Annotated in this window: 27 protein-coding genes and 1 tRNA gene; 23 read left to right on the top strand and 5 right to left on the bottom strand. The window is 63.2% G+C overall.

Going from position 1 to position 24482, the window contains the following annotated elements; all coding sequences use genetic code 11:
- Positions 1–19 precede the first annotated feature (19 nt).
- Positions 20–163 (bottom strand): hypothetical protein, encoded by a 144-nt coding sequence (locus PU724_RS13395; RefSeq protein WP_127285636.1) that lies wholly within the window; start codon positions 161–163, stop codon positions 20–22.
- Positions 164–355: 192 nt separating this feature from the next.
- Between PU724_RS13395 and coaD the strand changes: the two genes are divergently transcribed.
- The 7 genes from coaD to tgt all read left to right on the top strand — a co-directional run bounded on the left by coaD (position 356) and on the right by tgt (position 5006).
- Entirely contained in the window at positions 356–856 is a 501-nt protein-coding gene (gene coaD / locus PU724_RS13390) for a pantetheine-phosphate adenylyltransferase (RefSeq protein WP_354421588.1), read from the top strand.
- A 168-nt stretch (positions 857–1024) separates the two neighbouring features.
- The gene (locus PU724_RS13385; RefSeq protein WP_426213288.1) at positions 1025–1519 is read left to right on the top strand and encodes a peptidylprolyl isomerase; all 495 of its coding nucleotides are present in this window, start codon (positions 1025–1027) and stop codon (positions 1517–1519) included.
- A 41-nt stretch (positions 1520–1560) separates the two neighbouring features.
- Complete coding sequence (locus PU724_RS13380; protein ID WP_127285967.1) at positions 1561–2073, top strand: peptidylprolyl isomerase; 513 nt, start codon at positions 1561–1563, stop codon at positions 2071–2073.
- A 13-nt stretch (positions 2074–2086) separates the two neighbouring features.
- Positions 2087–2536, top strand: coding sequence for a DMT family transporter (locus tag PU724_RS13375; RefSeq protein ID WP_292349006.1), 450 nt, complete (start codon positions 2087–2089; stop codon positions 2534–2536).
- The gene (queA, locus tag PU724_RS13370) at positions 2536–3624 is read left to right on the top strand and encodes a tRNA preQ1(34) S-adenosylmethionine ribosyltransferase-isomerase QueA (RefSeq protein WP_354421593.1); all 1089 of its coding nucleotides are present in this window, start codon (positions 2536–2538) and stop codon (positions 3622–3624) included. The genes PU724_RS13375 and queA overlap by 1 nt, the downstream gene beginning before the upstream one ends.
- Complete coding sequence (locus PU724_RS13365; protein WP_127285970.1) at positions 3614–3883, top strand: hypothetical protein; 270 nt, start codon at positions 3614–3616, stop codon at positions 3881–3883. Before queA ends, PU724_RS13365 begins: the two co-directional genes overlap by 11 nt.
- A complete protein-coding gene (tgt, locus tag PU724_RS13360; protein WP_354421595.1) occupies positions 3876–5006 on the top strand; it encodes a tRNA guanosine(34) transglycosylase Tgt in 1131 nt (376 codons plus the stop codon). The genes PU724_RS13365 and tgt overlap by 8 nt, the downstream gene beginning before the upstream one ends.
- A gap of 5 nt (positions 5007–5011) precedes the next feature.
- Here tgt and PU724_RS13355 read toward each other — a convergent pair whose 3' ends face one another.
- Complete coding sequence (locus tag PU724_RS13355) at positions 5012–5431, bottom strand: DUF4864 domain-containing protein (RefSeq protein WP_354421597.1); 420 nt, start codon at positions 5429–5431, stop codon at positions 5012–5014.
- 215 nt (positions 5432–5646) lie between these two features.
- Between PU724_RS13355 and PU724_RS13350 the strand changes: the two genes are divergently transcribed.
- The 15 genes from PU724_RS13350 (at position 5647) to glpK (ending at position 21985) form a co-directional block, all read left to right on the top strand.
- Positions 5647–5883, top strand: a complete 237-nt coding sequence (locus PU724_RS13350) for an Lrp/AsnC ligand binding domain-containing protein (RefSeq protein WP_127285973.1) — start codon at positions 5647–5649, stop codon at positions 5881–5883.
- A 172-nt stretch (positions 5884–6055) separates the two neighbouring features.
- Positions 6056–7468, top strand: coding sequence for a circularly permuted type 2 ATP-grasp protein (locus tag PU724_RS13345; protein ID WP_187331400.1), 1413 nt, complete (start codon positions 6056–6058; stop codon positions 7466–7468).
- 145 nt (positions 7469–7613) lie between these two features.
- Complete coding sequence (locus PU724_RS13340; protein ID WP_354421600.1) at positions 7614–8555, top strand: alpha-E domain-containing protein; 942 nt, start codon at positions 7614–7616, stop codon at positions 8553–8555.
- Between the two features lie 30 nt (positions 8556–8585).
- Positions 8586–9380: a transglutaminase family protein gene (locus PU724_RS13335; RefSeq protein ID WP_354421602.1), complete on the top strand. Its 795-nt coding sequence runs from the start codon at positions 8586–8588 to the stop codon at positions 9378–9380.
- Positions 9381–9508: 128 nt separating this feature from the next.
- Positions 9509–10240 (top strand): proteasome-type protease, encoded by a 732-nt coding sequence (locus PU724_RS13330; protein WP_127285977.1) that lies wholly within the window; start codon positions 9509–9511, stop codon positions 10238–10240.
- Between the two features lie 105 nt (positions 10241–10345).
- On the top strand, positions 10346–11758 hold the full coding sequence (locus tag PU724_RS13325; protein ID WP_354421604.1) for a pyridoxal phosphate-dependent decarboxylase family protein: 1413 nt from the start codon (positions 10346–10348) through the stop codon (positions 11756–11758).
- A gap of 127 nt (positions 11759–11885) precedes the next feature.
- Positions 11886–12653 (top strand): DeoR/GlpR family DNA-binding transcription regulator, encoded by a 768-nt coding sequence (locus PU724_RS13320; protein WP_127286741.1) that lies wholly within the window; start codon positions 11886–11888, stop codon positions 12651–12653.
- A 127-nt stretch (positions 12654–12780) separates the two neighbouring features.
- The gene (glpD, locus tag PU724_RS13315) at positions 12781–14307 is read left to right on the top strand and encodes a glycerol-3-phosphate dehydrogenase (protein ID WP_354421606.1); all 1527 of its coding nucleotides are present in this window, start codon (positions 12781–12783) and stop codon (positions 14305–14307) included.
- 38 nt (positions 14308–14345) lie between these two features.
- Positions 14346–15425 carry an ABC transporter ATP-binding protein gene (locus PU724_RS13310; RefSeq protein WP_127311277.1) on the top strand — a complete coding sequence of 360 codons (1080 nt, stop codon included), beginning with the start codon at positions 14346–14348 and terminating at the stop codon, positions 15423–15425.
- A gap of 10 nt (positions 15426–15435) precedes the next feature.
- Positions 15436–16518, top strand: coding sequence for an ABC transporter ATP-binding protein (locus PU724_RS13305; RefSeq protein ID WP_354421609.1), 1083 nt, complete (start codon positions 15436–15438; stop codon positions 16516–16518).
- A complete protein-coding gene (locus PU724_RS13300; RefSeq protein WP_126054723.1) occupies positions 16519–17385 on the top strand; it encodes a carbohydrate ABC transporter permease in 867 nt (288 codons plus the stop codon).
- Position 17386: 1 nt separating this feature from the next.
- Positions 17387–18301 carry a carbohydrate ABC transporter permease gene (locus PU724_RS13295; RefSeq protein WP_127287343.1) on the top strand — a complete coding sequence of 305 codons (915 nt, stop codon included), beginning with the start codon at positions 17387–17389 and terminating at the stop codon, positions 18299–18301.
- A gap of 2 nt (positions 18302–18303) precedes the next feature.
- Entirely contained in the window at positions 18304–18591 is a 288-nt protein-coding gene (locus tag PU724_RS13290; RefSeq protein ID WP_127287342.1) for a DUF2160 domain-containing protein, read from the top strand.
- 77 nt (positions 18592–18668) lie between these two features.
- Positions 18669–20396, top strand: coding sequence for an ABC transporter substrate-binding protein (locus PU724_RS13285; protein WP_127392623.1), 1728 nt, complete (start codon positions 18669–18671; stop codon positions 20394–20396).
- A gap of 95 nt (positions 20397–20491) precedes the next feature.
- On the top strand, positions 20492–21985 hold the full coding sequence (gene glpK / locus PU724_RS13280) for a glycerol kinase GlpK (RefSeq protein WP_354421614.1): 1494 nt from the start codon (positions 20492–20494) through the stop codon (positions 21983–21985).
- 274 nt (positions 21986–22259) lie between these two features.
- Here glpK and PU724_RS13275 read toward each other — a convergent pair whose 3' ends face one another.
- Complete coding sequence (locus PU724_RS13275; RefSeq protein ID WP_354421616.1) at positions 22260–22721, bottom strand: BA14K family protein; 462 nt, start codon at positions 22719–22721, stop codon at positions 22260–22262.
- A gap of 286 nt (positions 22722–23007) precedes the next feature.
- Between PU724_RS13275 and PU724_RS13270 the strand changes: the two genes are divergently transcribed.
- Positions 23008–23083, top strand: a tRNA-Lys gene (locus PU724_RS13270).
- A 473-nt stretch (positions 23084–23556) separates the two neighbouring features.
- On the opposite strand, the gene PU724_RS13265 is transcribed toward PU724_RS13270, so the two are convergent.
- Complete coding sequence (locus tag PU724_RS13265; RefSeq protein ID WP_127285396.1) at positions 23557–23880, bottom strand: c-type cytochrome; 324 nt, start codon at positions 23878–23880, stop codon at positions 23557–23559.
- Positions 23881–23990: 110 nt separating this feature from the next.
- The gene (locus PU724_RS13260) at positions 23991–24317 is read right to left on the bottom strand and encodes a hypothetical protein (RefSeq protein WP_127285397.1); all 327 of its coding nucleotides are present in this window, start codon (positions 24315–24317) and stop codon (positions 23991–23993) included.
- Positions 24318–24482: the final 165 nt, after the last annotated feature.

Genomic DNA, 24482 nt, shown 5'->3' with positions numbered 1-24482 from the left:
GCAATCAGGCGGGTCGAATTCAGTAGTGGCGGTAGGGTTTGCGGGCTTCGAAGCGCCGCGTGTTCGTCTTGGCGCGAACGCGCACGGCTTCCTGATGCAGGCCGAATGCGGTGGCGATCAGCATGGCGACTGTCATTGCGGTGGCTAGCATGTAGATCAGCATGTGCGTGTTCTCCTGCGCCTAATAACGGATAGATGGGACTTTGGTTTCATCTCCTGAAGCGGCAACCTAGTGAACGCTGCGTGAAACGTTCCTGATCGTCGCATTCATCTGTCGTTCACGTCTGCGAAAAGGTTCACGGATGCCTGATCAATCGGATTTGCGTTCCGTCCGCGCGCCCGCTAGAAGCCTGCCATGACCGAACGCATCGCCCTTTACGCCGGCTCCTTCGACCCGCTGACCAACGGCCACCTCGATGTGCTGAAGGCCTCGCTCGCCGTGGCCGACATCATTTATGCGGCGATCGGCATTCATCCCGGCAAGAAGCCACTGTTTTCCTTCGAGGAACGGGTGAAGCTGATCGAGGCGGCGACCAAGGCCGAATTCGGCCGCGACGGTGCCCGCATCAAGGTCGTGGCGTTCGACGGTCTGGTCATCGACGCGGCAAGGCGGGAGGGCGCCTCGATCATGATCCGCGGCCTGCGCGACGGCACCGATCTCGACTACGAGATGCAGATGGCCGGCATGAACGAGACCATGGCGCCGGAACTGCAGACGGTTTTTCTGCCCGCCAGCCCGTCGGTCAGAACCATTACCGCCACACTTGTCCGCCAGATAGCCTCGATGGGAGGCGACATCCGCCCCTTCGTGCCGGCGGCCGTCGCCGGGGCGCTGACAGCAAAATTCGCGAAATAGTGCATGTCGCCCAAAAGGGGATGCCGGCTTTGGGGTGACGACATGCACCAAACAAAAGATCTTCGGAGAAATACCATGCAGCTGAAGAAGCTCGCTACGTTCCTTGTCGTGCTGGCCGGTCTCGTGACCGCCTCGGTCTCGGCCTTCGCCGCCGATCCCGAAAACACCATGATCATCACGCTGAAGGATGGCGACGTGACCGTCGCGCTGCGCCCCGACCTGGCGCCCAAGCACGTCGCGCAGATCAAGAAGCTGGTGCGCGAGGGCGCCTACGACAATGTCGCCTTCCACCGCGTCATCGACGGCTTCATGGCGCAGACCGGCGACGTCAAGTTCGGCAACATGAAGAAGGGCTTCAACCCCCAGGCCGTCGGCACCGGCGGTTCCGACCTGCCGGACCTGCCGGCCGAATTCTCGCAGACCGAGCACTACAAGCGCGGCGTGGTCGGCATGGCCCGTTCGCAGGATCCGAATTCGGCGAATTCGCAGTTCTTCATCATGTTCGCGCCGGCGTCGTCGCTCGATGGCCAGTACACCATCGTCGGCAATGTCGTCAGCGGCATGGAGCTGGTCGACAACATCAAGAAGGGCGACGAGGCGGACAACGGGACGGTCAGCGACCCCGACCGGATGATCAAGGTGCGCATCGCCGCCGACAAGTAAAGTTGTCAAATCAAATCTGTTTTTTCAAAAGGATATCTGACATGGCTGAGATCAAGGACCGCGAGAACGCGCTCATCATGGAAACGACCAAGGGCCAGGTCGTCATCGAACTGTTCCCCGACCTGGCGCCCGGCCATGTCGCCCGCATCAAGGAACTGGCGCGCGAAGGCGCCTATGACGGCGTTGTCTTCCACCGCGTCATCGACGGCTTCATGGCGCAGACCGGCGACGTCAAGTTCGGCAATTCGAGCAAGCCCTCTTTCGCGCCTTCGCGCGCGGGCATGGGCGGTTCCGACAAGCCGGACCTGAAGGCCGAGTTCTCCAACGCCAACCATGGCCGCGGCACCTGCTCGATGGCGCGCGCCCAGAACCCGAATTCGGCCAACTCGCAGTTCTTCATCTGCTTCGACGACGCCTCCTTCCTCAACCGCCAGTACACGGTTTGGGGCCAGGTCCTCGAAGGCATGGACAATGTCGACAAGATCAAGCGCGGCGAGCCGGTGCAGGACCCCGACAAGATCGTGTCGCTGAAGGTCGCGGCCGACGTCAAGTAAAGGCGGCATAACGATGATGGGCGCCGTCTGGTCCCTGCTCGGCATCCTGTCCGGCGCCTTCATCGCCGTTCAGGCGCCCATCAATTCGCAGCTGGCGCGCGGCCTGGGGCTGCCGGTCGCGGCGGCTGCGTTCTCCTTCCTGTCGGGCGCGGTCGTGCTCGGCATCATCGCTGTCGTCGTGGTGAAGCTGCAGGGCATTTCGCTCGACTGGAAGGCGCCGGCGCCATGGCTGTTCATCGCCGGCGGCATGCTCGGCGGCTTCTACGTCACGCTCTCGACCATTCTCACTCCGCGCATCGGCGCCGCCGCGCTGATGGCGTTCCTGGTCGCCGGCCAGCTGCTGGCCGGCATGCTCATCGACCGTGCCGGATTCCTCGGCGTGGCGGTGCGCGAGATCTCGCTCGGCCGCATTGCCGGCGCCGTGTTGCTGCTCGCCGGAGCGCTGCTCATCCGGCTCTTCTGATGCGCGTCGACCTCTTCGACTTCGACCTGCCGGAAGCGCGCATCGCGCTGCGCCCCGCCGAGCCGCGCGATAGCGCCAGGATGCTGGTCGTCAGGCCGGGGGAAGGGCTGTCCGACCGTACGGTGCGCGACCTGCCGTCGCTGCTCGGCGGCGGCGACGTGCTCGTCTTCAACGACACCAAGGTCATTCCGGCGCAGCTGAAGGGCATTCGCAGGCGCGGCGAGGCACAGGCGCAGGTCGAGGCGACGCTGCACATGCGGGTCGCGCCCGACCGCTGGCAGGCCTTCATGCGGCCGGGCAAGCGTATCAGTGCCGGAGACCGCATCCATTTCGGCCATGACACCAATTCCTGCTTCCTCGGCCAGCTCGACGCCACGGTGATCGAGAAGGGCGAGGCCGGCGAGGTTCTGCTCGGCTTCGATCTCTCCGGCCCGTTCCTCGACGAGGCGCTGCACGCCGTCGGCCACATCCCGCTGCCGCCCTACATCGCCTCCAAGCGCGACGACGACGAGCGCGACCGCAGCGACTACCAGACCATCTACGCCAGGGAGGAGGGCGCGGTCGCAGCGCCCACCGCCGGGCTGCATTTCACGCCCGAGCTGTTTGCCGCTCTCGACGCCAAGGGGGTGGAACGCCGCTTCGTCACGCTGCATGTCGGCGCCGGCACCTTCCTGCCGGTCAAGGCAGACGACACCGCCGACCACAAGATGCATGCCGAGACCGGCTCTGTCAGCGCCGAGACCGCCGAAGCGCTCAACGCGGCAAGGGCGCGGGGAGGGCGGATCGTCGCCGTCGGCACGACGTCGCTGCGCCTGCTGGAGAGCGCCGCCAGGGAAGACGGCAAACTCGCCGCATGGTCGGGCCCGACCGATATCTTCATCACACCCGGCTACCGCTTCCGCACCGCCGACCTGTTGATGACCAATTTCCATCTGCCGCGCTCGACGCTGTTCATGCTGGTGTCGGCCTTCAGCGGGCTGGAGACGATGCGCGCGGCCTATGCGCATGCCATCGACAGCGGCTACAGGTTCTACTCCTACGGAGACGCCAGCTTGCTTTACCGAGCGGAGACGAGCGATGGACGATGATCTGGAACACATGGACCGCGACGCTCTGGTCGCGGAGGTGAAGAAATTGCGCGCCGGGATTCGCACACATCGCGACTCCACCGGCCACGATCTCTGCTGGCATCACCCCGACCTCTGGGCCCTGCTGCCGGAAAAGACCGAACCTGCCATCGCGGTGCCGCCCTGGGAAAAATTCATGCGCGGCTGCATCCGCTACCGGCAGTCGCTCGACGAGCAGGCACCCGGCGCGCCTGTGCACGACAAGGATTTCAATGGCTGAGGCTTTCACCTTCAAGCTGCTTGCCACCGACGGCAAGGCGCGGCGCGGCGTGATATCGATGCCGCGTGGCGAGATCCGCACGCCGGCCTTCATGCCGGTCGGCACCGGCGGCACCGTCAAGGCCATGTATATGGACCAGGTGCGCGGCGTCGGCGCCGACATCATCCTCGGCAACACCTATCATTTGATGCTGCGGCCCGGCGCCGAGCGCGTGGCGAAGCTCGGCGGCCTGCATGAATTCGCGCGCTGGCCGCATCCCATCCTCACCGACAGCGGCGGCTTCCAGGTGATGTCGCTGTCCAAACTGCGCAAGCTCTCGGAAAAGGGCGTCACCTTCCGCTCGCATATAGACGGCGCGCCCTACGAGATGTCGCCAGAGCGATCGATCGAGATCCAGGGTCTGCTCGATTCCGATATCCAGATGCAACTCGACGAATGCACGGCACTGCCGGCCAAGCCGAAAGAGATCGAGCGCGCCATGGAACTGTCGCTGCGCTGGGCCGAGCGCTGCAAGACGGCCTTCGGCGACCAGCCGGGCAAGGCGATGTTCGGCATTGTCCAGGGCGGCGACATTGCCGATTTGCGCGTGCGCTCGGCGCAAGCACTGAACGCGATGGATCTGAAAGGCTATGCCGTCGGCGGGCTGGCCGTCGGCGAGCCGCAAGCGGTGATGCTGGAAATGCTCGACATCACCTGTCCCGAACTGCCGGCCGACAAGCCGCGCTACCTGATGGGCGTCGGCACGCCGGACGACATCTTGAAATCGGTGGCGCGCGGTATCGACATGTTCGACTGCGTGATGCCGACCCGCGCCGGTCGCCATGGCCTCGCCTACACGCGCCGCGGCAAGGTCAACCTGCGCAACGCCCGCCATGCCGACGATCCGCGCCCGCTGGACGAGGAGAGCGATTGCCCGGCCGCGCGCGACTATTCGCGCGCCTATCTGCACCATCTGGTGCGTTCGCAGGAATCGCTGGGGGCGATGCTGCTCACCTGGAACAACCTGTCCTACTACCAGAAACTGATGCAGGACATCCGCGCCGCGATCGAGGCCGGCGCCTTCGAGGCGCGCGCGGCCGAGATTTCCGAGGGCTGGGCGCGCGGCGATATTCCGGTCGTCTGACCGGATCAGGTGCTCAGCGACGTCGACGCCCGCAGGCTGCAGCCGGTGATCTGGAAGCTGCCGTCAGGCTGCTGCTCCAGCGTGTAGACCGCCTCGTAGTCCTTGCCGTCGGGCCCGACGATCATCACCTGCTGGATGATCGAGGTCGGGCCCGTCTGCTCGACCTTGCCGAAGGCATAGCTTTGCGGCTTGCGCACCGGCGCGTAGCCGTTGGTCACCATGTTCATGAACATGTCGACGGTCGGGAAGACGCGTTTCACGTTCGGCGCGGCGAAACTGTAGGCCTTGGCGCCGTCATTGGCGACGAAGGCCTTCAGCTGGCTGTCGATGACCGTCTGCGCCGCCTTGATCTCGGCGTCGCCGGCTAAGGCCGAGGACATGAACAGGAATGGAATGATTACGAATGCGAATAGTGAGCGGCGCATGGCCTGTCTCCGTTGTCCCCGGGGGAAATCGCAGTCCGAAGATGCATCCTAACATACGCATGGCATCGCTTGGTGGTTTCAGCAGCTCGCAAGCATCAGCCATTCGGCGCTGCCGAGCAGCCAACTGTGGTGCATGGCCGGCTGATGCTTGAAAGCCGGGCGGCAGTCTGCCAAAAGGGCCGCTTATTCGCTCACAGGCTAGGCAGGACCGGGCAATGAAGGCATTTTTCGTGCAGATTAAGTGCGATCTCGGCAAGGCCTATGAGGTCGCCAGCGCGCTTGCCGATGCCGAGATCGCATCGGAAATCTACTCGACTGCCGGCAATTACGACCTGCTCGCCAAATTCTATGTCGAGGACGACCAGGATGTCGGCCACTTCATCAACGAGAAGGTGCAGGTTTTGCCCGGCATCAAGGACACCTTCACCATCGTGACCTTCCGCGCCTTCTGAGTCGCCTTTTGTCGTTTGCCCGGGAGCAAGGCACAGCCTGACCCGGTCCTGTCGGCCCTGCCTTAATCTTGGGCAGTCCTGACATAACGACCGCCGTCACTCATCAAATCACCGATTGCGCTTGATTTTCTCCGGCGACGCCAGTGAAATGGTCTTACAGGGGAGTACGCGATTGGCAGCGTTCGATGAAATGCTTCCGGAAGTTTCCGGACTGAGAAGACCATATTCGGCTTATGATCGCTGGCTGAAGGAGCAAGACCCGGCCAGGCTTACCGAGAAAATGCAGGACGCCGAACGCGTCTTCCGCAAGACGGGCATCACCTTTGCCGTCTACGGCGAGCAGGAAGCCTCGGAGCGGCTGATCCCCTTCGACATCGTTCCGCGCATCATCTCGGGCAATGAATGGCGCCGCCTGACGCAAGGCATCGAGCAGCGCGTCCAGGCACTGAACGCCTTCCTCGACGACATCTACCACCGCCAGGAGATCCTGCGCGCCGGCCGCGTGCCCAGGGAACTGGTCGCCAAGAACGAGGCCTTCCTGCCTGAGATGATCGGCGTCAGGCCGCCCGCCGGCGTCTACACCCACATCATCGGCGTCGACATCGTGCGCATTTCGGAGAACGAGTTCTACGTTCTCGAGGACAATGCCCGCACACCCTCCGGCGTCTCCTACATGCTGGAGAACCGCGAGACGATGATGCAGCTCTTTCCCGAGCTGTTCCAGCAGATCAAGGTGCGGCCGGTCGAAAACTATCCGCAGCTCTTACGCCAGTCGCTGGCCGCGGTCAGGCCGCAGAGCACCAAGGGCGCGCCGACCATCGCCGTGCTGACGCCAGGCAGCTACAACTCCGCCTATTTCGAGCACGCCTTCCTCGCCGACCAGATGGGGGTGCAACTGGTCGAGGGCCAGGACCTGCGCGTCGTCGACGGCCACGTCGCGATGCGCACCACCGAAGGCTACAAGCAGATCGACGTGCTCTACCGCCGGGTGGATGATTCTTTCCTGGATCCGCTGACCTTCCGCCCGGACTCCGCACTTGGCGTTCCCGGCATCATGGACGTATACCGCGCCGGCAACATCACCATCGCCAACGCGCCGGGCACCGGCATCGCCGACGACAAGGCGATCTATTCCTACATGCCGGAGATCGTCGAGTTCTACACCGGCCGCAAGGCGATCCTCGGCAACATCCCGACCTGGCGCTGCTCCGAACCGGACAGCCTGAAATATGTGCTGGAGCACATCAACGAACTCGTCATCAAGGAAGTGCACGGCTCCGGCGGCTACGGCATGCTGGTCGGGCCGGCGGCGACCAAGAAGGAATGCCAGGATTTCGCCAAGAAGCTCGCGGCAAAGCCGTCGAACTACATCGCCCAGCCGACGCTGGCGCTGTCGACCTGTCCGATCCTGACCGAGAAGGGCCTGTCGCCGCGCCACGTCGATTTGCGCCCCTATGTGCTGGTCTCCGACCGTATCCAGATCGTGCCCGGCGGCTTGACGCGCGTGGCCCTCAAAGAGGGCTCTCTGGTGGTCAATTCCTCGCAGGGCGGCGGGACGAAGGATACGTGGGTGCTGGATGATTGAGCTGAGTGGGTAGGGATTGGTGAGTAGGCAGTAGGCAGTAGTGTGAAAGCATAGGGGACTGGGAATGCCGTATTTCATTGAAATTCAAGCTCTTACTACTGCCTACTCCCTATTCCCTACTCACTAGCCCGAAGGGCCACTTCCCATGCTTCTCGGCCGCACCGCCAACGGGCTCTACTGGATGAACCGCTACATCGAGCGGGCCGAAAACATGGCCCGCCTTGTCGATGCCGGCCTGCGCATGGCGCTCACCCGTACGCAGAACGCGTCGGAAGAATGGAATTCCGTGTTGCTTAGCGCCGGATCCGACGTCGCCTTCACCCAGAAGTATCAGGATTATACCGCGGCCAACGTCTCGGACTTCCTGCTGCGCGACACCTCGAACCCGTCGAGCACGATGTCGGCGATCGAGACCGCCCGCAACAATGCCCGCATGGTGCGCACCGCGCTGACGCGCGAGACCTGGGAAAGCATCAACGAGGCCTGGATGTCGCTGAAGCGCATGCTGGCCAAGCCCACCGACGAACGCGACCTGCCGACCGTGCTCGACGCCATCAAGCGCGAGACGGCGCTGATCCGCGGCTCCTTCTACGGCACCATGCTGCGGAACGAGATCTTCGATTTCTCGCAACTCGGCACCTATGTCGAGCGCGCCGACAACACGGCCCGCATCCTCGACGTCAAATATTACGTGTTGCTGCCCTCGATCTCCTGGGTCGGCTCGACGCTCGACAACTATCAGTGGGAATCGATCCTGCGCTCGGTGTCGGCGCATCGCTCCTACCGGTGGGTCTACGATGCCGACTACAAGCCGACCAACATTGCCGACTACCTGATCCTCAATGTGCGCATGCCGCGTTCGCTCACCTTCTGCTACCGCTTCCTCGCCGAGCATCTGAAATTCCTGGGCGACGACTATGGCGAGCGCCACGCTTGCCATGCCACGGCCGAGAAGACGCAGGCGATGCTGCGGGCGGGCTCGATCAAGGATATATTCGACGCCGGCCTGCATGAATTCCTGGCCAACTTCATCCGCGACAACACCAGGCTCGGCGACGAGATCGCGCAGGACTACAGGTTCTATTGAGCTTCATGCTCGCAAACGGAAAATGAAGCCATGCGGCTCAAGATCACCCATCGGACCGAGTACCGCTACGATGCGCCGGTGCAATATCTGCTGCAGCGGCTGCGCCTGCTGCCGGTCAGCGGCCACACGCAGACCGTGCAGTCCTGGGGCCTGAACATCGACGGCGCGCGCGAGGAGGTGCGTTTCACCGACCACTTCGGCAACGACACAAGGCTTCTGAGCGTCGAAGGCGAGCCTCACGCCATCACCATCGAAGCGTCGGGCGATGTGCTCACGCGCGACACCACTGGCGTATCCGGTCCGCATCATGGTTTCGCGCCGCTCTGGCTGTTTGCCCAGGAAACGCCGTTGACCGCCGCCGGCGAAGGCATTCGCGAGCTTGCCGGCTCGGCGGGGAAGGGCACCGATATCGAGCGGCTGCACCGGCTGATGGGCACGATCGGCGAGCGTGTCGCCTACAAGCCTGGCGCCACCACCGTGATGACGCCGGCCGAGGAGGCGCTGGCGTTGAAGACCGGCGTCTGCCAGGACCACAGCCATATCTTCGCCGCCGCGGCGCGCGCCATGGGGTTTCCGGCCCGCTATGTCAGCGGCTATCTGATGATGGACGCGACTGTCGAGCAGGCGGCAAGCCACGCCTGGGCCGAGGCGCATGTTCAGGGCCTCGGCTGGGTTGCCTTCGATGCCGCCAACGGCATCTCTCCCGACGAACGCTATGTCAGGGTGGCGACGGGTCGCGACTACCGCGATGCCTCGCCCATATCAGGGATTCTGCTCGGTCAAGCGGACGAGAAGCTTGCCGTCACCGTCACGGTAGAGCAGTAATTCAGCAAGATTCGCCGCTGGAGCGGTGCGGCTTTGATAGAATCGCCGATCAGCTCCAGGTTTTTTGACGCAATTCCGGGCGGAAAGGCGCTACGCACTTTTCCTCGAATTGCTCTGGAAGTGCAGCCATGACCTATTGCGTCGGCCTGAAGATCGATCGCGGACTCGTGTTCATGTCGGACACGCGCACCAACGCCGGCATGGATTCGATCTCCACCTTCAAGAAGATGCATGTCTGGGAGGAGCCCGGCGAACGCGTCATCGTGCTGATGTCGGCCGGCAATCTGGCGACCACGCAGGCCGTCGTCAGCCTGCTCGACGAACGCACCAAGGCGGTTGCCGATCGTCACGCGACGCTGCTCGAGACGCCGTCCATGTATCAGACGGTGCGGCTGGTCGGCGACACGGTCAAGGAGGTCATCGCTCATTCCTCGCCGGCCGGCGACAAGGCCGATTCCTATTTCAACGCCTCCTTCATCCTCGGCGGCCAGATCAAGGGCAGCCCGCCGCGGCTGTTCATGATCTATCCGGAAGGCAATTTCATCGAATCGACCGACGACACGCCGTTCTTCCAGATCGGCGAGACCAAATACGGCAAGCCGATCATCATCCGCGCCTATGAGCGCACCATGAGCCTGGCCGAGACGGTGAAGCTGCTTCTGGTCTCATTCGATTCGACGCTGAAGTCGAACCTGTCGGTCGGCCTGCCGCTCGATCTCCTGTTCTACGAGAAGGACGCCTTCAAGGTCAGCATGAAGAAGCGCATCGGCCAGGACGATCAATATTACCGCACCATCTCGGACGGCTGGTCGAACGCGCTGAGGACGGCCTTTGCCAGCCTGCCGGACTATCCGGGCTAGGGCGGCGCGACCTCGCTGGCGCATTGCCTTTATATATTTAACATGTTAATCACAATTCGAGCCGGCTGAACTCGCCGGCGCCGCCGCCGGCTATCGGGAGGAAACATGGACAACAGCGAATTCCGCGCATGGTCGAGGCGTGCCGCGGACTGGGGCGTCGACTACCGCGACACCTTGCGCGAACGGCCGGTGCGGCCAGCGCTCGCGCCCGGCGAGGTCTTCCGTGCCATCGAGGTCTCGCCTCCGGAAACCGCGGAGCCGATGGAGCGGATCTTCGCCGATTTCGAGGAAAAGATCGTGCCCGGCATGACGCATTGGCAGCATCCGCGCTTCTTCGCCTATTTCCCGGCCAATGCTGCGCCCGTCTCGGTGGTAGCCGAATATCTTGTCTCCGCGATGGCAGCGCAGTGCATGCTGTGGCAGACCTCGCCGGCGGCGACCGAGCTGGAGACCCGAACCGTCGACTGGATGCGCCAGGCGCTCGGCCTGCCGGAAGGGTTTTCCGGTGTCATCCAGGACTCGGCCTCGTCGGCGACGCTGGCCGCCGTGCTCACCATGCGCGAGCGCGCGCTCGACTGGCAAGGCAACCGCAAGGGTCTCGCCGGGCAGGCGCGGCCGCGCGTCTATTCTTCCGACCAGGTCCACACCTCGATCGATCGCGCCATCTGGGTCGCCGGCATCGGCGAGGAGAACCTCGTGCGCATCCCAGCAGCCGGCCGCTTCCGCGCCATGGACACCGTGGCCCTCGAGGCCGCGATCGTCTCCGACCGCGAGGCCGGCATGCTGCCGGCGGGTATCATCGCTTGCGTCGGCGGCACCAGCACCGGCGGCACCGACGACATCGCCGCCGTGGCTGCTGTCGCCAAACGGCACGGGCTCTATCTGCACGTTGACGCCGCCTGGGCCGGATCGGCGATGATCTGCCCGGAGTACCGGCATTTCTGGGCCGGCGTCGAGGACGCCGATTCCATCGTGTTCAATCCGCACAAATGGCTGGGCGCGCAATTCGACTGCTCGATCCAGTTCATCCGTCAGCCGGAAGATCTCGTGCGCACGCTTGCAATCAAGCCGGACTATCTGAAGACCCACGGCCACGACGGCATCATCAACTACTCGGAATGGTCGGTGCCGCTCGGTCGCCGGTTCCGGGCGCTGAAACTCTGGTTCCTGCTTCGCGCCCATGGGCTGGAAGGGCTGCGCACCATGATCCGCAATCACGTCACCTGGAGCCAGGCTCTCGCCGCGCGGCTTGCGGGGGAGGCGGACTTCGAGATCGTGACCGAGCCAATGCTGTCGCTGTTTTCGTTCCGGCATCGGGCAGAACCGGGCGCCAACCCCGACGAGCACAATCTTCGCCTGGTCAATGCCATCAACGATGACGGCCGCATCTACCTGACGCAGACAAAGGTCGATGGCGCGATCGCGATCCGTTTCCAGGCCGGCCAGTTCGAGGCGACGGCGGCCGATGTCGAGGCGGCATTCGACGTCATCACCGAAATCGCTCGCCGCCCCACCTGAAGCAACTCGCCGCAGCTTGCGGCCGGTTTGGCTTTGGGATCATATGGTTTTCGTTAGCCGGCTTATCCCTTTTCATCGCTTTCGTTTTGCGATATAGACAAGAAAAACGAAAACGGGAGGGAGAGCGATGTTTCTGTCGCCGCGTCATGCCGAGATCATCCAGATGGCCAAGGACCATGGCCGCGTGCTGGTCGACGACCTGGCAACGCATTTCAACGTGACGCCGCAGACCATCCGCAAGGACCTCAACGACCTCTGCGACCAGAGGCTGCTCACCCGCATCCATGGCGGGGCGCTGTTCCCGTCCGGGATCGAGAACATGGAATATGAGGCGCGCCGCAAGATCGCCGCCGACGAGAAGGAGGCGATCGGTCGCGCCGCCGCCAGGCTGATCCCCGACAACGCCTCACTGTTCATCAACATCGGCACTACAACCGAGTCCGTCAGCAAGGCCTTGCTGGACCACAACGGCCTCATGGTCATCACCAATAATATCAATGTTGCCAATAGGATGCGTGTCTATCCTTCGATCGAGGTAGTGATCGCCGGCGGCGTCGTGCGCGGATCTGACGGCGGTGTCGTCGGCGAGGCGGCCGTCGATTTCATCCGGCAGTTCAAGGTCGACTACGCCGTCATTGGCGCCTCGGCCATCGACCATGATGGCGCGCTGCTCGATTTCGACTTTCGCGAGGTCAAGGTTGCGCAAGCCATCATCGCCAACGCAAGGCACGTCATCCTGGTTTCCGACCAGACCAAGTTCGAGCGCACCGCGCCGGTCCGCATCGGCCATCTGTCGCAGGTCAACACCTTCATCACCGACCGCTGCGACATCCCCTCGGTGCGCAAGATCTGCGACGAAGCCGAGGTTCAACTGATCGAAACATCGCTGGGCTAGGCCATCTCCGCAGCGTCATCACACGCCTGTGATATTTCGTTTGACATTCGTTCCTATTTCGAATTAATTCCGTGACGGTTTCGCAAAAGACCAAAAATGCTGCAATGCGAAATCGCTGGAGGACTTCTTGGACGCATCACCGATCCATGACATTTTTGTCATTGGCGGCGGCATCAACGGCTGCGGCATCGCCCGCGACGCAGTTGGTCGCGGCTTCTCGGTCTTTCTCGCCGAGATGAACGATCTGGCCAGCGGCACCTCGTCCGGCTCGACCAAGCTGATCCATGGCGGCCTGCGCTATCTCGAGTTCTACGAATTCCGCCTGGTGCGCGAAGCGCTGATGGAGCGCGAAGTTCTCTGGAAGAACGCGCCGCACATCATCTGGCCGATGCGTTTCGTGCTGCCCTATGCCGAGGGCCTGCGGCCGGCCTGGCTGATTCGGCTCGGCCTTTTCCTCTACGACCACATTGGCGGCCGCAAACTGCTGCCGGCGACGAAGACGCTGGACATGGCGAGGGACCCGGCCGGCAAGCCGCTGAAGCCGCTGTTCCGCAAGGCCTTCGAATATTCCGACGGCTGGGTCAACGATGCCCGGCTGGTAGCGCTGAATGCTCGCGACGCGGCCGACCGCGGCGCTATCATCCGCACCCGCACCAAGGTCGTCGGCGCGCGCCGTGACGGCGACCTCTGGGCAATCCGGCTCGAGGACGTGCGGACCGGCGAGACCGAGGAAGTCAAGGCCAGGCTTCTGGTCAACGCCGCCGGCCCCTGGGTCGACCACGTGCTGTCGGCGACGGTCGGCCAGAACGACGTCCACAATGTCCGCCTCGTGCAAGGCAGCCACATCGTCATCGCCAAGAAGTTCGACGACCCGCGCGCCTATTTCTTCCAGAACAAGGACGGCCGCATCATCTTCGCCATTCCTTACGAGGAAGAGTTCACGCTGATCGGCACCACCGACCGCGACTATCCGGGCGATCCGCATGAGGTGAAGATCAGCGACACCGAGATCGACTATCTGTGCGCGGCGGCGAGCGAATATTTCGCTCAGGCCGTCAAGCGCTCGGACATCGTCTGGACCTATTCGGCCGTGCGCCCGCTCTATGACGACGGCGCCTCCAAGGCGCAGGAAGCGACCCGCGACTACGTGCTGAAGTCCGACGGCGGCGAGGGGGCAGCGCCGATCATCAACGCATTCGGCGGCAAGATCACCACCTATCGCCGGCTGTCGGAATCGATGCTGGAAAAGATCGAAGGCTTCCTCGGCAAGCGCGGCAAGCGCTGGACGGCGGACGCGCCTTTGCCGGGCGGCAACTTCCCTGCCACCGGCTTCGAGGCGCAAGTGGCGAAACTGAAGAGCGCTTATCCGTTCCTCGACCAGCGCCTGGCGCGTCGGCTGACCCGGCTCTACGGTACGCTGGCGCAGGCCGTGCTGGGCCTCGCCAAGTCGAATGCCGATCTCGGCCGCAACTTCGGCGCCGATCTCTATGAGGCCGAGATACGCTATCTGGTCCAAAACGAATGGGCGCTGACCGCCGAGGATGTATTGTGGCGCCGGACCAAGCGCGGCCTGCATCTCAGCCGAGAGCAGGCGGCGACGCTCGACGAATTCATGCGTGGAATAAGCCGCCGCCACGTCGCGGCGGCCGAATAGGATGGCCGTGTGATGCACAGAGCCGGGGAGGAGGCATCATGCTGGAACTGAGAAACGTGTCGAAGACGGTCGGCGCGGCGGAGCACATCCGTGACGTGTCGCTGACACTTCAGCATGGCTCGCTCAACGTGCTGCTCGGCCCGACGCTGTCAGGCAAGACCAGCCTGATGCGGCTGATGGCCGGCCTCGACGCGCCGACGTCCGGCTCGGTCTGGTTCGACGGCAAGGATGTCACCGGCCAGCCGGTGCAGAAGCGCAACGTCGCCATGGTCTACCAGCAGTTCATCAACTACCCGGCGATGACAGTCTACGAGAACATCGCCTCGCCGCTCAGGGTCGCCGGCGCCGAGCAGTCGAAGATCGACAAGGAAGTGCGCAACGCCGCGGCACTCCTGAAGCTCACGCCCTATCTCGACCGCACGCCGCTCAGCCTTTCCGGCGGTCAGCAGCAGCGCACCGCGCTGGCGCGCGCCATCGTCAAGAACGCCAGCCTCGTCCTGCTTGACGAGCCGCTCGCCAATCTCGACTACAAATTGCGCGAGGAGTTGCGCGCCGAGCTGCCGAAGATCTTCGCCGCCGCCGGCACCATCTTCGTCTACGCCACCACCGAGCCGCACGAGGCGCTGCTGCTCGGCGGCAATACGGCGACGCTCGCCGAAGGCCGCATCACCCAGTTCGGACCGACCATCGAAGTGTTCCGCAAGCCGGTCGACCTTGTGACGGCGAAGACCTTCGCCGACCCGCCGCTCAACACCATCGTGCTTGCCAAGAAGGGTGCGGTCTTCCTGCTGGAAGGCGGCGTCACGCTGCCGGTGCCGGCGGAGCTCGTCGGCATCGCCGATGCAAGCTATACGATCGGCTTCCAGCCCCACCATCTGTCGCTGGAGCGCCCCAACGCAGCCGCCGTGCCGGTGCGCGCCAAGGTCACCATCACCGAGATCACCGGCTCGGAGAGCTTCATCCATCTCGATTTCGCCGACGCGCGCTGGGTGATGCTGACCCACGGCATCCGCGACTTCGAGCCGGACGCCGAAGTCGAGGTCTTCATCGACCCGCGCCACATCATGGTCTTCGACGGAAACGGTCGCGCCGTCGCCGCGCCGAAGCTGGCGGCTTGAGGAGGAAGCGATGGCACGCATCGACGTCAACCACATCCGCCACTCCTATCTGCCCAATCCGCAGAAGGATTCAGATTTTGCCCTGAAGGAGGTGCATCACACCTTCGAGGATGGCGGCGCCTATGCGCTGCTCGGGCCTTCCGGCTGCGGCAAGACCACGCTGCTCAACATCATTTCGGGGCTGCTGCACCCTTCGCACGGCCAGTTGCTGTTCAACGGCAAGGACGTCACCAGGCTGTCGACGCAGGAACGCAACATCGCTCAGGTGTTCCAGTTCCCGGTCATCTACGACACGATGACCGTCTACGACAATCTGGCCTTCCCGCTGCGCAACCGCGGCGTGCCGGAAGCCGATGTCGACCGCAAGGTGCGCGAGACGCTGGAGATGATCGATCTCGCGTCATGGGCTAACAGGAAAGCGCGCGGCCTGACCGCCGACCAGAAGCAGAAGATCTCGCTCGGCCGCGGCCTGGTCCGCTCCGACGTCAACGCCATTCTGTTCGACGAGCCGCTCACCGTCATCGATCCGCATATGAAATGGGTGCTGCGCTCTCAGTTGAAGCAGCTGCACCGCCGCTTCGGCTACACCATGGTCTATGTCACGCACGACCAGACCGAGGCGCTGACCTTCGCCGACCGGGTGGTGGTCATGTATGACGGCGAGATCGTCCAGATCGGCACGCCGGCCGAACTGTTCGAGCGCCCGCGCCACACCTTTGTCGGCTATTTCATCGGCTCGCCCGGCATGAACGTCATGCCGGTGGCGATCGACGGCAGGACCGCGACGCTCGGCAACCAGCGCATCGAACTGCCGGGCGTGCCCAAGACTGTCGGTGCGAACGCCGGTGCCGGCTCGATCGAGCTCGGCATCCGCCCCGAATATGTCAGGCTCGGCCGCGACGGCATGGCCGTCAAGGTCAGCAAGGTCGAGGATGTCGGTCGCCATAAGGTGGTCCGCGCCAGCCTCGAGGGCCGCGAGATCGCCGCCGTCATCGGCGAGGACGACACCGTGCCGGCCGATCCGAAGGTTCGCTTCGACCCTGCCGGCATCAACATCTATGCCGATTCCTGGCGCGTCGAGATGGGGGCATAGATGGAAAAGACCTGGAACAACAAGGCCTGGTTCCTTGTCCTGCCGGTGCTGGTGCTGGTGGCGTTCTCGGCCGTCATCCCGCTGATGACCGTCGTCAACTATTCGGTGCAGGACACCTTCGGCAACAACGTCTTCTTCTGGGCAGGCACCGAGTGGTTCGAGGAGCTGCTGTCCTCCGACCGCTTCTGGGAAGCGATGGTCCGCAACCTGATCTTCTCCTTCATCATCCTCATCATCGAGGTGCCGCTCGGCATCTTCATCGCGCTCAACATGCCGAAGAAGGGCTGGGGCGTGCCGGTCTGCCTGGTGCTGATGGCGTTGCCGCTGCTGATCCCGTGGAATGTCGTCGGCACGATCTGGCAGGTCTTCGGCCGCAACGACATCGGCCTGCTCGGCTACTACGTCAATGCGCTCGGCATCGACTACAACTATGTCCAGGATCCGATCGACGCCTGGGTCACCGTCATCATCATGGATGTCTGGCACTGGACCAGCCTCGTCGTGCTGCTCTGCTATGCCGGCCTGGTCTCGATCCCGGATGCCTTCTACCAGGCGGCCAAGATCGACGGTGCCTCGCGCTGGGCGGTGTTCCGCTACATCCAGCTGCCGAAGATGCAGCGCGTGCTTCTGATCGCCGTGCTGCTGCGCTTCATGGACAGCTTCATGATCTACACCGAGCCTTTCGTCGTTACCGGCGGCGGCCCCGGCAATTCGACGACCTTCCTGTCGATCGACCTCGTCAAGACGGCGCTCGGCCAGTTCGACCTCGGTCCGGCGGCGGCGATGTCGCTGGTCTACTTCCTGATCATCCTTTTGTTGTCATGGGTCTTCTACACCGTGATGACCAACTACGACGCGGAGCGCTGAGATGAGCGGCGTCAACGAAAGAACAAACAGAGTGAGCGAGACGGCGGTTTCGGAAGGGCTGAGCAGCGCCCTGTCGCAGGACGAGGTGGCGCGGCTGATGCGGCGCCGCGGCGAGGAATCGCGCTGGTGGTGGATCGTGCCGACGGTCTACATCATCGTCATCCTGCTGCCGATCTACTGGCTCATCAACATGAGCTTCAAGACCAATGCCGAGATCGTCTCGTCGCTGACGCTCTATCCGCATGCGCCGACGCTCGCCAACTATCGCACCATCTTCAGCGACCCGTCCTGGTATTCGGGTTACATCAACTCGATCACCTATGTGGTGATGAACATGGTGATCTCGGTCGCCGTGGCGCTGCCGGCGGCCTATGCCTTCTCGCGCTACCGCTTCCTCGGCGACAAGCATCTGTTCTTCTGGCTGTTGACCAACCGCATGGCGCCGCCGGCGGTGTTCGCGCTGCCGTTCTTCCAGCTCTATTCGGCCTTCGGCCTGATCGACACCCATATCGCGGTGGCGCTGGCGCACTGCCTGTTCAACGTGCCGCTGGCGGTGTGGATCCTCGAGGGCTTCATGTCCGGCGTGCCGAAGGAGATCGACGAGACCGCCTATATCGACGGCTATTCGTTCCCGCGCTTCTTCGTGAAGATCTTCATGCCGCTGATCGCCAGCGGCATCGGCGTCGCCTGCTTCTTCTGCTTCATGTTCTCATGGGTGGAGCTGCTGATCGCGCGCACGCTGACCACCACCGACGCCAAGCCGATCGCCGCCACCATGACCCGCACCGTCTCGGCCGCCGGCATGGATTGGGGCCTGCTTGCCGCCGCCGGCGTGCTGACGCTGATACCCGGCGCGCTGGTCATCTGGTTTGTCCGTAACTACATCGCCAAGGGCTTCGCCCTGGGGAGGGTATGACCATGAACCTCGACCTCTCCTGGATGGCGTGGACTTGGCCGACGGCGGCCTTCTTCGGAACCGTCTTCCTGCTGCTTTGCGGTATGGCGGCGTGGGAATATGCCTCGCCGGGCGGCAATCCGCGCATCGGCGTGCTCCGCTTCGAGACGACGCGCGGCGACCGTCTCTTCCTTTCGCTGCTTGGCAGCGCCTTCATCCATCTCGCTTGGCTGGGTCTGGTTGGGCCCAACCTGTGGTGGGCTCTCGCTCTCTCCGTAGTCTACGCCATCGGCGTGTTCCGCTACGTATAGAGGGGGAAACTGTTGGAGCGGTCGCGTGCCGGCGGCCGCTCCAGATCGCACTTGAAACCTAAATGTGGAGGAAACTTATGCGACGGCAAATTTTAACATCAACGACCGCCATTGTCCTATTGCTCGGGGCAGGCAATGCCTATGCCGGTATGGACGAGGCCAAGGCCTTCCTGGACAAGGAAATCGGTCCGCTGTCGACGCTCTCGCGCGCCGACCAGGAAAAGGAAATGCAGTGGTTCATCGACGCCGCCAAGCCGTTTGCCGGCATGGACATCAAGGTCGTCTCCGAAACCATCGCCACCCATTCCTATGAATCGCAGGTGCTGGCGCCGGCCTTCTCGGCCATCACCGGCATCAAGGTGACGCACGACACGATCCAGGAAGGCGACGTCGTCGAGAAGATCCAGACCCAGATGCAGACCGGCCAGAACCTCTATGACGGCTGGGTCAACGACTCCGACCTGATCGGCACCCACTGGCGCTACCAGCAGGTGCGCAACCTGTCCGACTGGATGGAAGGCGACGGCAAGGACGTCACCAATCCGAACCTCGACCTCAAGGACTTCATCGGCACCTCGTTCACCACGGCGCCGGACAAGAAGCTCTACCAGCTTCCCGACCAGCAGTTCGCCAACCTCTACTGGTTCCGCTACGACTGGTTCAACGACGAGAAGAACAAGGCCGACTTCAAGGCCAAGTACGGCTACGACCTCGGCGTGCCGGTCAACTGGTCGGCCTATGAGGATATTGCCGAGTTCTTCACCGGCCGCGAGATCGACGGCAAGAAGGTCTATGGCCACATGGACTACGGCAAGAAGGACCCGTCGCTCGGCTGGCGGTTCACCGACGCCTGGCTGTCGATGGCCGGCAACGGCGACAAGGGCATCCCGAACGGTCTGCCGGTCGACGAATGGGGCATCAAGGTCGACGAGAATTCACGTCCGGTCGGCTCCTGCACCGCGCGCGGCGGCGACACCAACGGCCCGGCTGCCGTCTACTCGATCCAGAAGTACCTCGACTGGCTGAAGGCCTACGCTCCGGCCGAAGCCCAGGGCATGACCTTCTCCGAATCCGGCCCGGTGCCGGCGCAGGGTGCGGTCGCACAGCAGATCTTCTGGTACACCGCCTTCACGGCTTCGATGGTCGACGCCGGCGCCAAGGCGGTTATGAACGACGACGGCACGCCGAAGTGGCGCATGGCGCCGTCGCCGCACGGTGTCTACTGGAAGGACGGCATGAAGCTCGGCTACCAGGACGTGGGTTCATGGACGCTGATGAAGTCGACGCCGACCGACCGCGCCAAGGCCGCCTGGCTCTACGCGCAGTTCGTCACCTCGAAGACCGTCGACGTCAAGAAGAGCCATGTCGGCCTGACTTTCATCCGCGAGAGCACGATCCACGACAAGAGCTTCACCGAGCGTGCTCCGAAGCTCGGCGGCCTGATCGAGTTCTACCGCTCGCCGGCCCGCGTCCAGTGGTCGCCGACCGGCACCAACGTGCCTGACTATCCGAAGCTGGCTCAGCTCTGGTGGCAGGCGATCGGCGATGCCTCGTCCGGCGCCAAGAGCGCGCAGGAAGCCATGGACTCGCTCTGCGCCGAGCAGGAAAAGGTCATGAGCCGCATCGAGAAGTCGGGCGTCCAGGGCGATATCGGCCCGAAGATGGCCGAAGAGCATGACCTCGCCTACTGGAACGCCGACGCGGTCAAGAAGGGCAATCTCGCGCCTCAGCTGAAGATCGAGAACGAGAAGGAAAAGCCGATCACCATCAACTATGATGAGCTGGTCAAGAGCTGGCAGAAGTAAGACTGACTGATGCGGGCGTCAGCGCCCGCATGGATCCTGCGGGGGAGGCGGCTTTTGCCGTCTCCCCTGTTGCATGAAGAGTGGAGGGAACGGCAATGAGCGGCTTTGTGCTTGCCATCGATCAAGGGACCACATCGACCAGGGCGATCCTGTTCGACGACAAGATGAAAGTCGCCGGCACCGGCCAGCAGGAATTCACCCAGCATTATCCGGCCTCAGGCTGGGTCGAGCACGATCCGGAGGAGATCTGGGCAAGCGTGGTGGCGACGGTGAAGGCCGCGCTGAAGACGGCCGGCAGCAATGCCTCGGATGTGGCGGCGATCGGCATCACCAACCAGCGCGAGACCGTCGTCATCTGGGACAGGGCGACCGGCAAGCCGATCCACAACGCCATCGTCTGGCAGGACCGCCGCACCGCGCCGCTCTGCCAGAAGCTGAAGAAGCAGGGGCTGGAAAAGACTTTTACCAATAAGACCGGTCTACTGCTCGATCCCTATTTCTCCGGCACCAAGATTGCCTGGATGCTGGACAAGGTGAAGGGCGCCAGAAAGCGCGCCGAAAAGGGCGAACTGCTCGCCGGCACCATCGACAGTTTCCTGATCTGGCGGCTGACCGGTGGCAAGGTCCACGCCACCGACGCAACCAATGCCTCGCGCACGTTGGTCTACAACATCGAGAAGAATGTGTGGGACGACGAGCTGCTGTCGATCCTGCGCATCCCGGCCGCGCTGCTGCCCGAGGTGAAGGACTGCGCCGATGACTATGGCGTGACCGAGAAGGGTTTGTTCGGCGCCGAAATAAGAATCCTCGGCGTCGCCGGCGACCAGCACGCGGCGACCATCGGCCAGGCCTGTTTCGAGCCCGGCATGATGAAATCGACCTACGGCACCGGCTGCTTCGCGCTGCTCAACACCGGCGCCGATCTGGTGCGCTCGAAGAACCGGCTGCTCACCACAATCGCCTACCGGCTGAACGGCAAGACCACTTATGCGCTGGAAGGCTCGATCTTCATCGCCGGCGCCGCCGTGCAATGGCTGCGCGACGGCATCAAGGTGATCGGCAAGGCCGAGCAGAGCGGCGCGCTCGCGGCAGCCGCCGATCCGGCGCAGAATGTGTATCTGGTGCCGGCCTTCGTCGGCCTCGGCGCGCCGCATTGGGACGCCGAGGCGCGCGGCGCGATCTTCGGCCTGACCCGCAACTCAGGCCCGGCGGAGTTTGCCCGCGCGGCATTGGAATCCGTCGCCTATCAGACCCGCGACCTGCTCGACGCCATGCGCAAGGATTGGAAGGGGGCATCCGCGAAAACCGTGCTGCGGGTCGACGGCGGCATGGTCGCTTCCGACTGGACCATGCAGCGCCTGGCCGACATCCTCGACGCGCCGGTCGACCGGCCGACCATCCTCGAGACGACCGCGCTCGGTGCCGCCTGGCTGGCGGGCTCGAAGGCGGGCGTGTGGCCGAAGGCGAAGGACTTCGCCAAGACCTGGGCGCTCGACCGCCGCTTCAAGCCGGAGATGGACGCTGCGACACGCTCCGCCAAGCTGGCGGGCTGGCGCGACGCTGTGCGCAGAACGCTGAGCGTGCCATAAGAAGCCCCATCAGGCGCTGAGTACTGGGGGCGAGAGGGAATGGATCCCTGGAGGCGCTCGGCTGAGGGCTGACCGGGGCAATGGTTCGAATCTGCGGTGCGCTCGGCGCTTACCGCTCCCCACGCGGTGAAGGCGGAGGCCTGTATCTGATCTTCAAGACCATCAGCTGGGCCAGCTGATCCGCGCATCACTTCCTTTGCGACCGGGATATCGCGCAAGGCCCGTGCCGTTGCCGGCACGGGCCCTCGCAGCCTCCCGTGTTCCGATGGTCAGGTCAGTAGGGCGAAATGCACTGCTGACGCGGGCCGTTGTACGGCTGGAACGTATTGTCCCAGGCGCGATAGGACCGGTACCGGTCGTAGCACCACTGCACATGCGCATCGCCGCCGCGATAGACACGGGTCCGGTTGCTGTTGACGATGGCGCCGGTGATCAGCGCGCCGGTCGCGAAAGCAGCCAGCGGGAACCAGAAGTCGCCATGGCGGCGATAGCCGCGGCGATATTCGCGATAGCCGCGATGGCCATTCCAGTACATGTCACCGTTGCGCGAATAGACGCGGTTGCGCGACATGGTGCGGTGCCGTCGCCACTCCTGGTATTGAACCGTCTGGACATCAGACGAAAGCCCTTGCGGCTGCGGCGCATAGATTGGCTGGGCATTCACGGACATGACGTCCGCTGCCACGAACGAAGCCGACAGCGCGGCCGCCAGCAGGCTTGATGCGATCCTGTTCATCGCTCTTCTCCTCGAAGGGTGTTGATGTCCCTTGTGGGAAAAAAACGGGTGACGTAGGCAATTGTTCCCACGTTCCCGTCCAGATTGCAGAATGCGCCCCGATGGTAGCAGCGCTTGGATGCAAGGCCCAGCCTTCGACCCTCTCGCGCGCTGTGCCGCGCACGCTCGCATGGCTCACAATGCCGCGCCGGACACGGCCTGGAGGCCATGTTTTTCCGGTTGACCGGTCGATGCACTCTCCCTATGTTCCGCCCAATTTCGAGGGCGGCCTTATTCGAGCCCGCGGGAGCGCGTAGCTCAGCCGGTAGAGCAACTGACTTTTAATCAGTAGGTCATGGGTTCGAATCCCATCGCGCTCACCAAATTAATCAATGAATTCAGAAAGATATCGTTTCGCCTGAAACGAACGCAGCTGGTTTCCCACGAGGCTAACGGGCTGCTTGAAGTTCTTCGCGACGTGCGTCCAGCGCGATCGATCATCTAGTCAGGGGCGAGCGCGACGCGTGTCTGTTGGGCTGGGACCTATGGAATCAAGAAAGATCAAATAATGAGAGGTTCGCCCTCTCGGGCCGTGCGCCCCAACAAGGCGTCGGCCACCTTCTGCTTTTATATCCCGTTATATCGGCCTATAATTGCGGCCGCCGACAAACGTCCCCCAAACTTGCTGTTTGCCGGTTAGGCCCGGCGGTCGCGCCACCCCACCCACACCCCCGGCCGCTGGGCCGCCACGCTCGTGAGGGAGCAAGTTTCGCGGCGAAACTCGAAGACGTTTCTTCGGCGGTGCTTTTCATGCAGCGCAGCGCAAGACGTCAATGCCCGACAGGATCGTGCCTTATCAGGGCGGAACTTCGACGGCAATCTTGATCGCGGCATAGTAGGCCGCGGCATTGGCGATGTCTTCGTCGCTCAGCTTCTTGACGACCAGCGACATCATTGAACTCTTGCGCTCTCCGGCCTTGTAAGCCATCAGCGCGTGGACCAGATAGTCGTACTTCTGCCCGGCGATATTGGGCGTGTAAGACATTTTGCCGAGGCCATCCGTGCCGTGGCACATTTGGCATTGCACCATGACTTTCCGGCCGGCGATGCTGTCGCCTGCTGCCTGCGCAAATGATGAGTTGACCACGAGGGCAGCCAGGCCAAGGATCAAACCACGCATAGCTATGCTCCGTGAATGCTCCATCGTCCGTGGCCTTAGGTCGGACGACGAGGCACCCTACACCCGGTGAGGCTGCGTAGCGAGCTATATTAGCTGTAGCTTGATTACACTCACTCGAAGTGATCCAGTGCCGACCTCTCCCGGCTCGCTTCGGTACGGGGCGCAAAGAAGCACCGAATATAAGAAAACGGCGGGGACAGGCAGATGTGATACTGGCTGTCTTCGCTTTCTATAACGCGGTTCTTGGGGATGAAATACCGGGACTTGGATCCGGTCCGGACATTGAAACCGCCACCTGGCAACGGCTCGACAAAGCGCGGAGCGATGACTCCACAGTCCTTTTTGGCGTCGCAGCATTCATAGCCGGTGACCGGATCGTGGTAGCCGGTGTACCAGCTGTGAGCGATGGTGAGCGCGATTAAAAAGAGCTTCGCCATGTCCGCCTAATTTAACACGGCGGCTCGACGACAGGCTATCCACATATTAGCAGACGCTTGCGAACCAATTCGCCGCGCCGGCCGCCGGGCCGCTACGCCAGAGCAATCGCTTGCCAAAGCTTCAGAAAGGCTTGTTCGGCGGTCTCCAGAGGCACAAAGTGATTT

It is taken from the genome of Mesorhizobium abyssinicae, assembly GCF_049887195.1.
GTDB classification, from domain to species: domain Bacteria; phylum Pseudomonadota; class Alphaproteobacteria; order Rhizobiales; family Rhizobiaceae; genus Mesorhizobium; species Mesorhizobium abyssinicae.
Note: the sequence above shows the minus strand (reverse complement) of the source record. Positions and strands in the feature narration are given on the sequence as shown.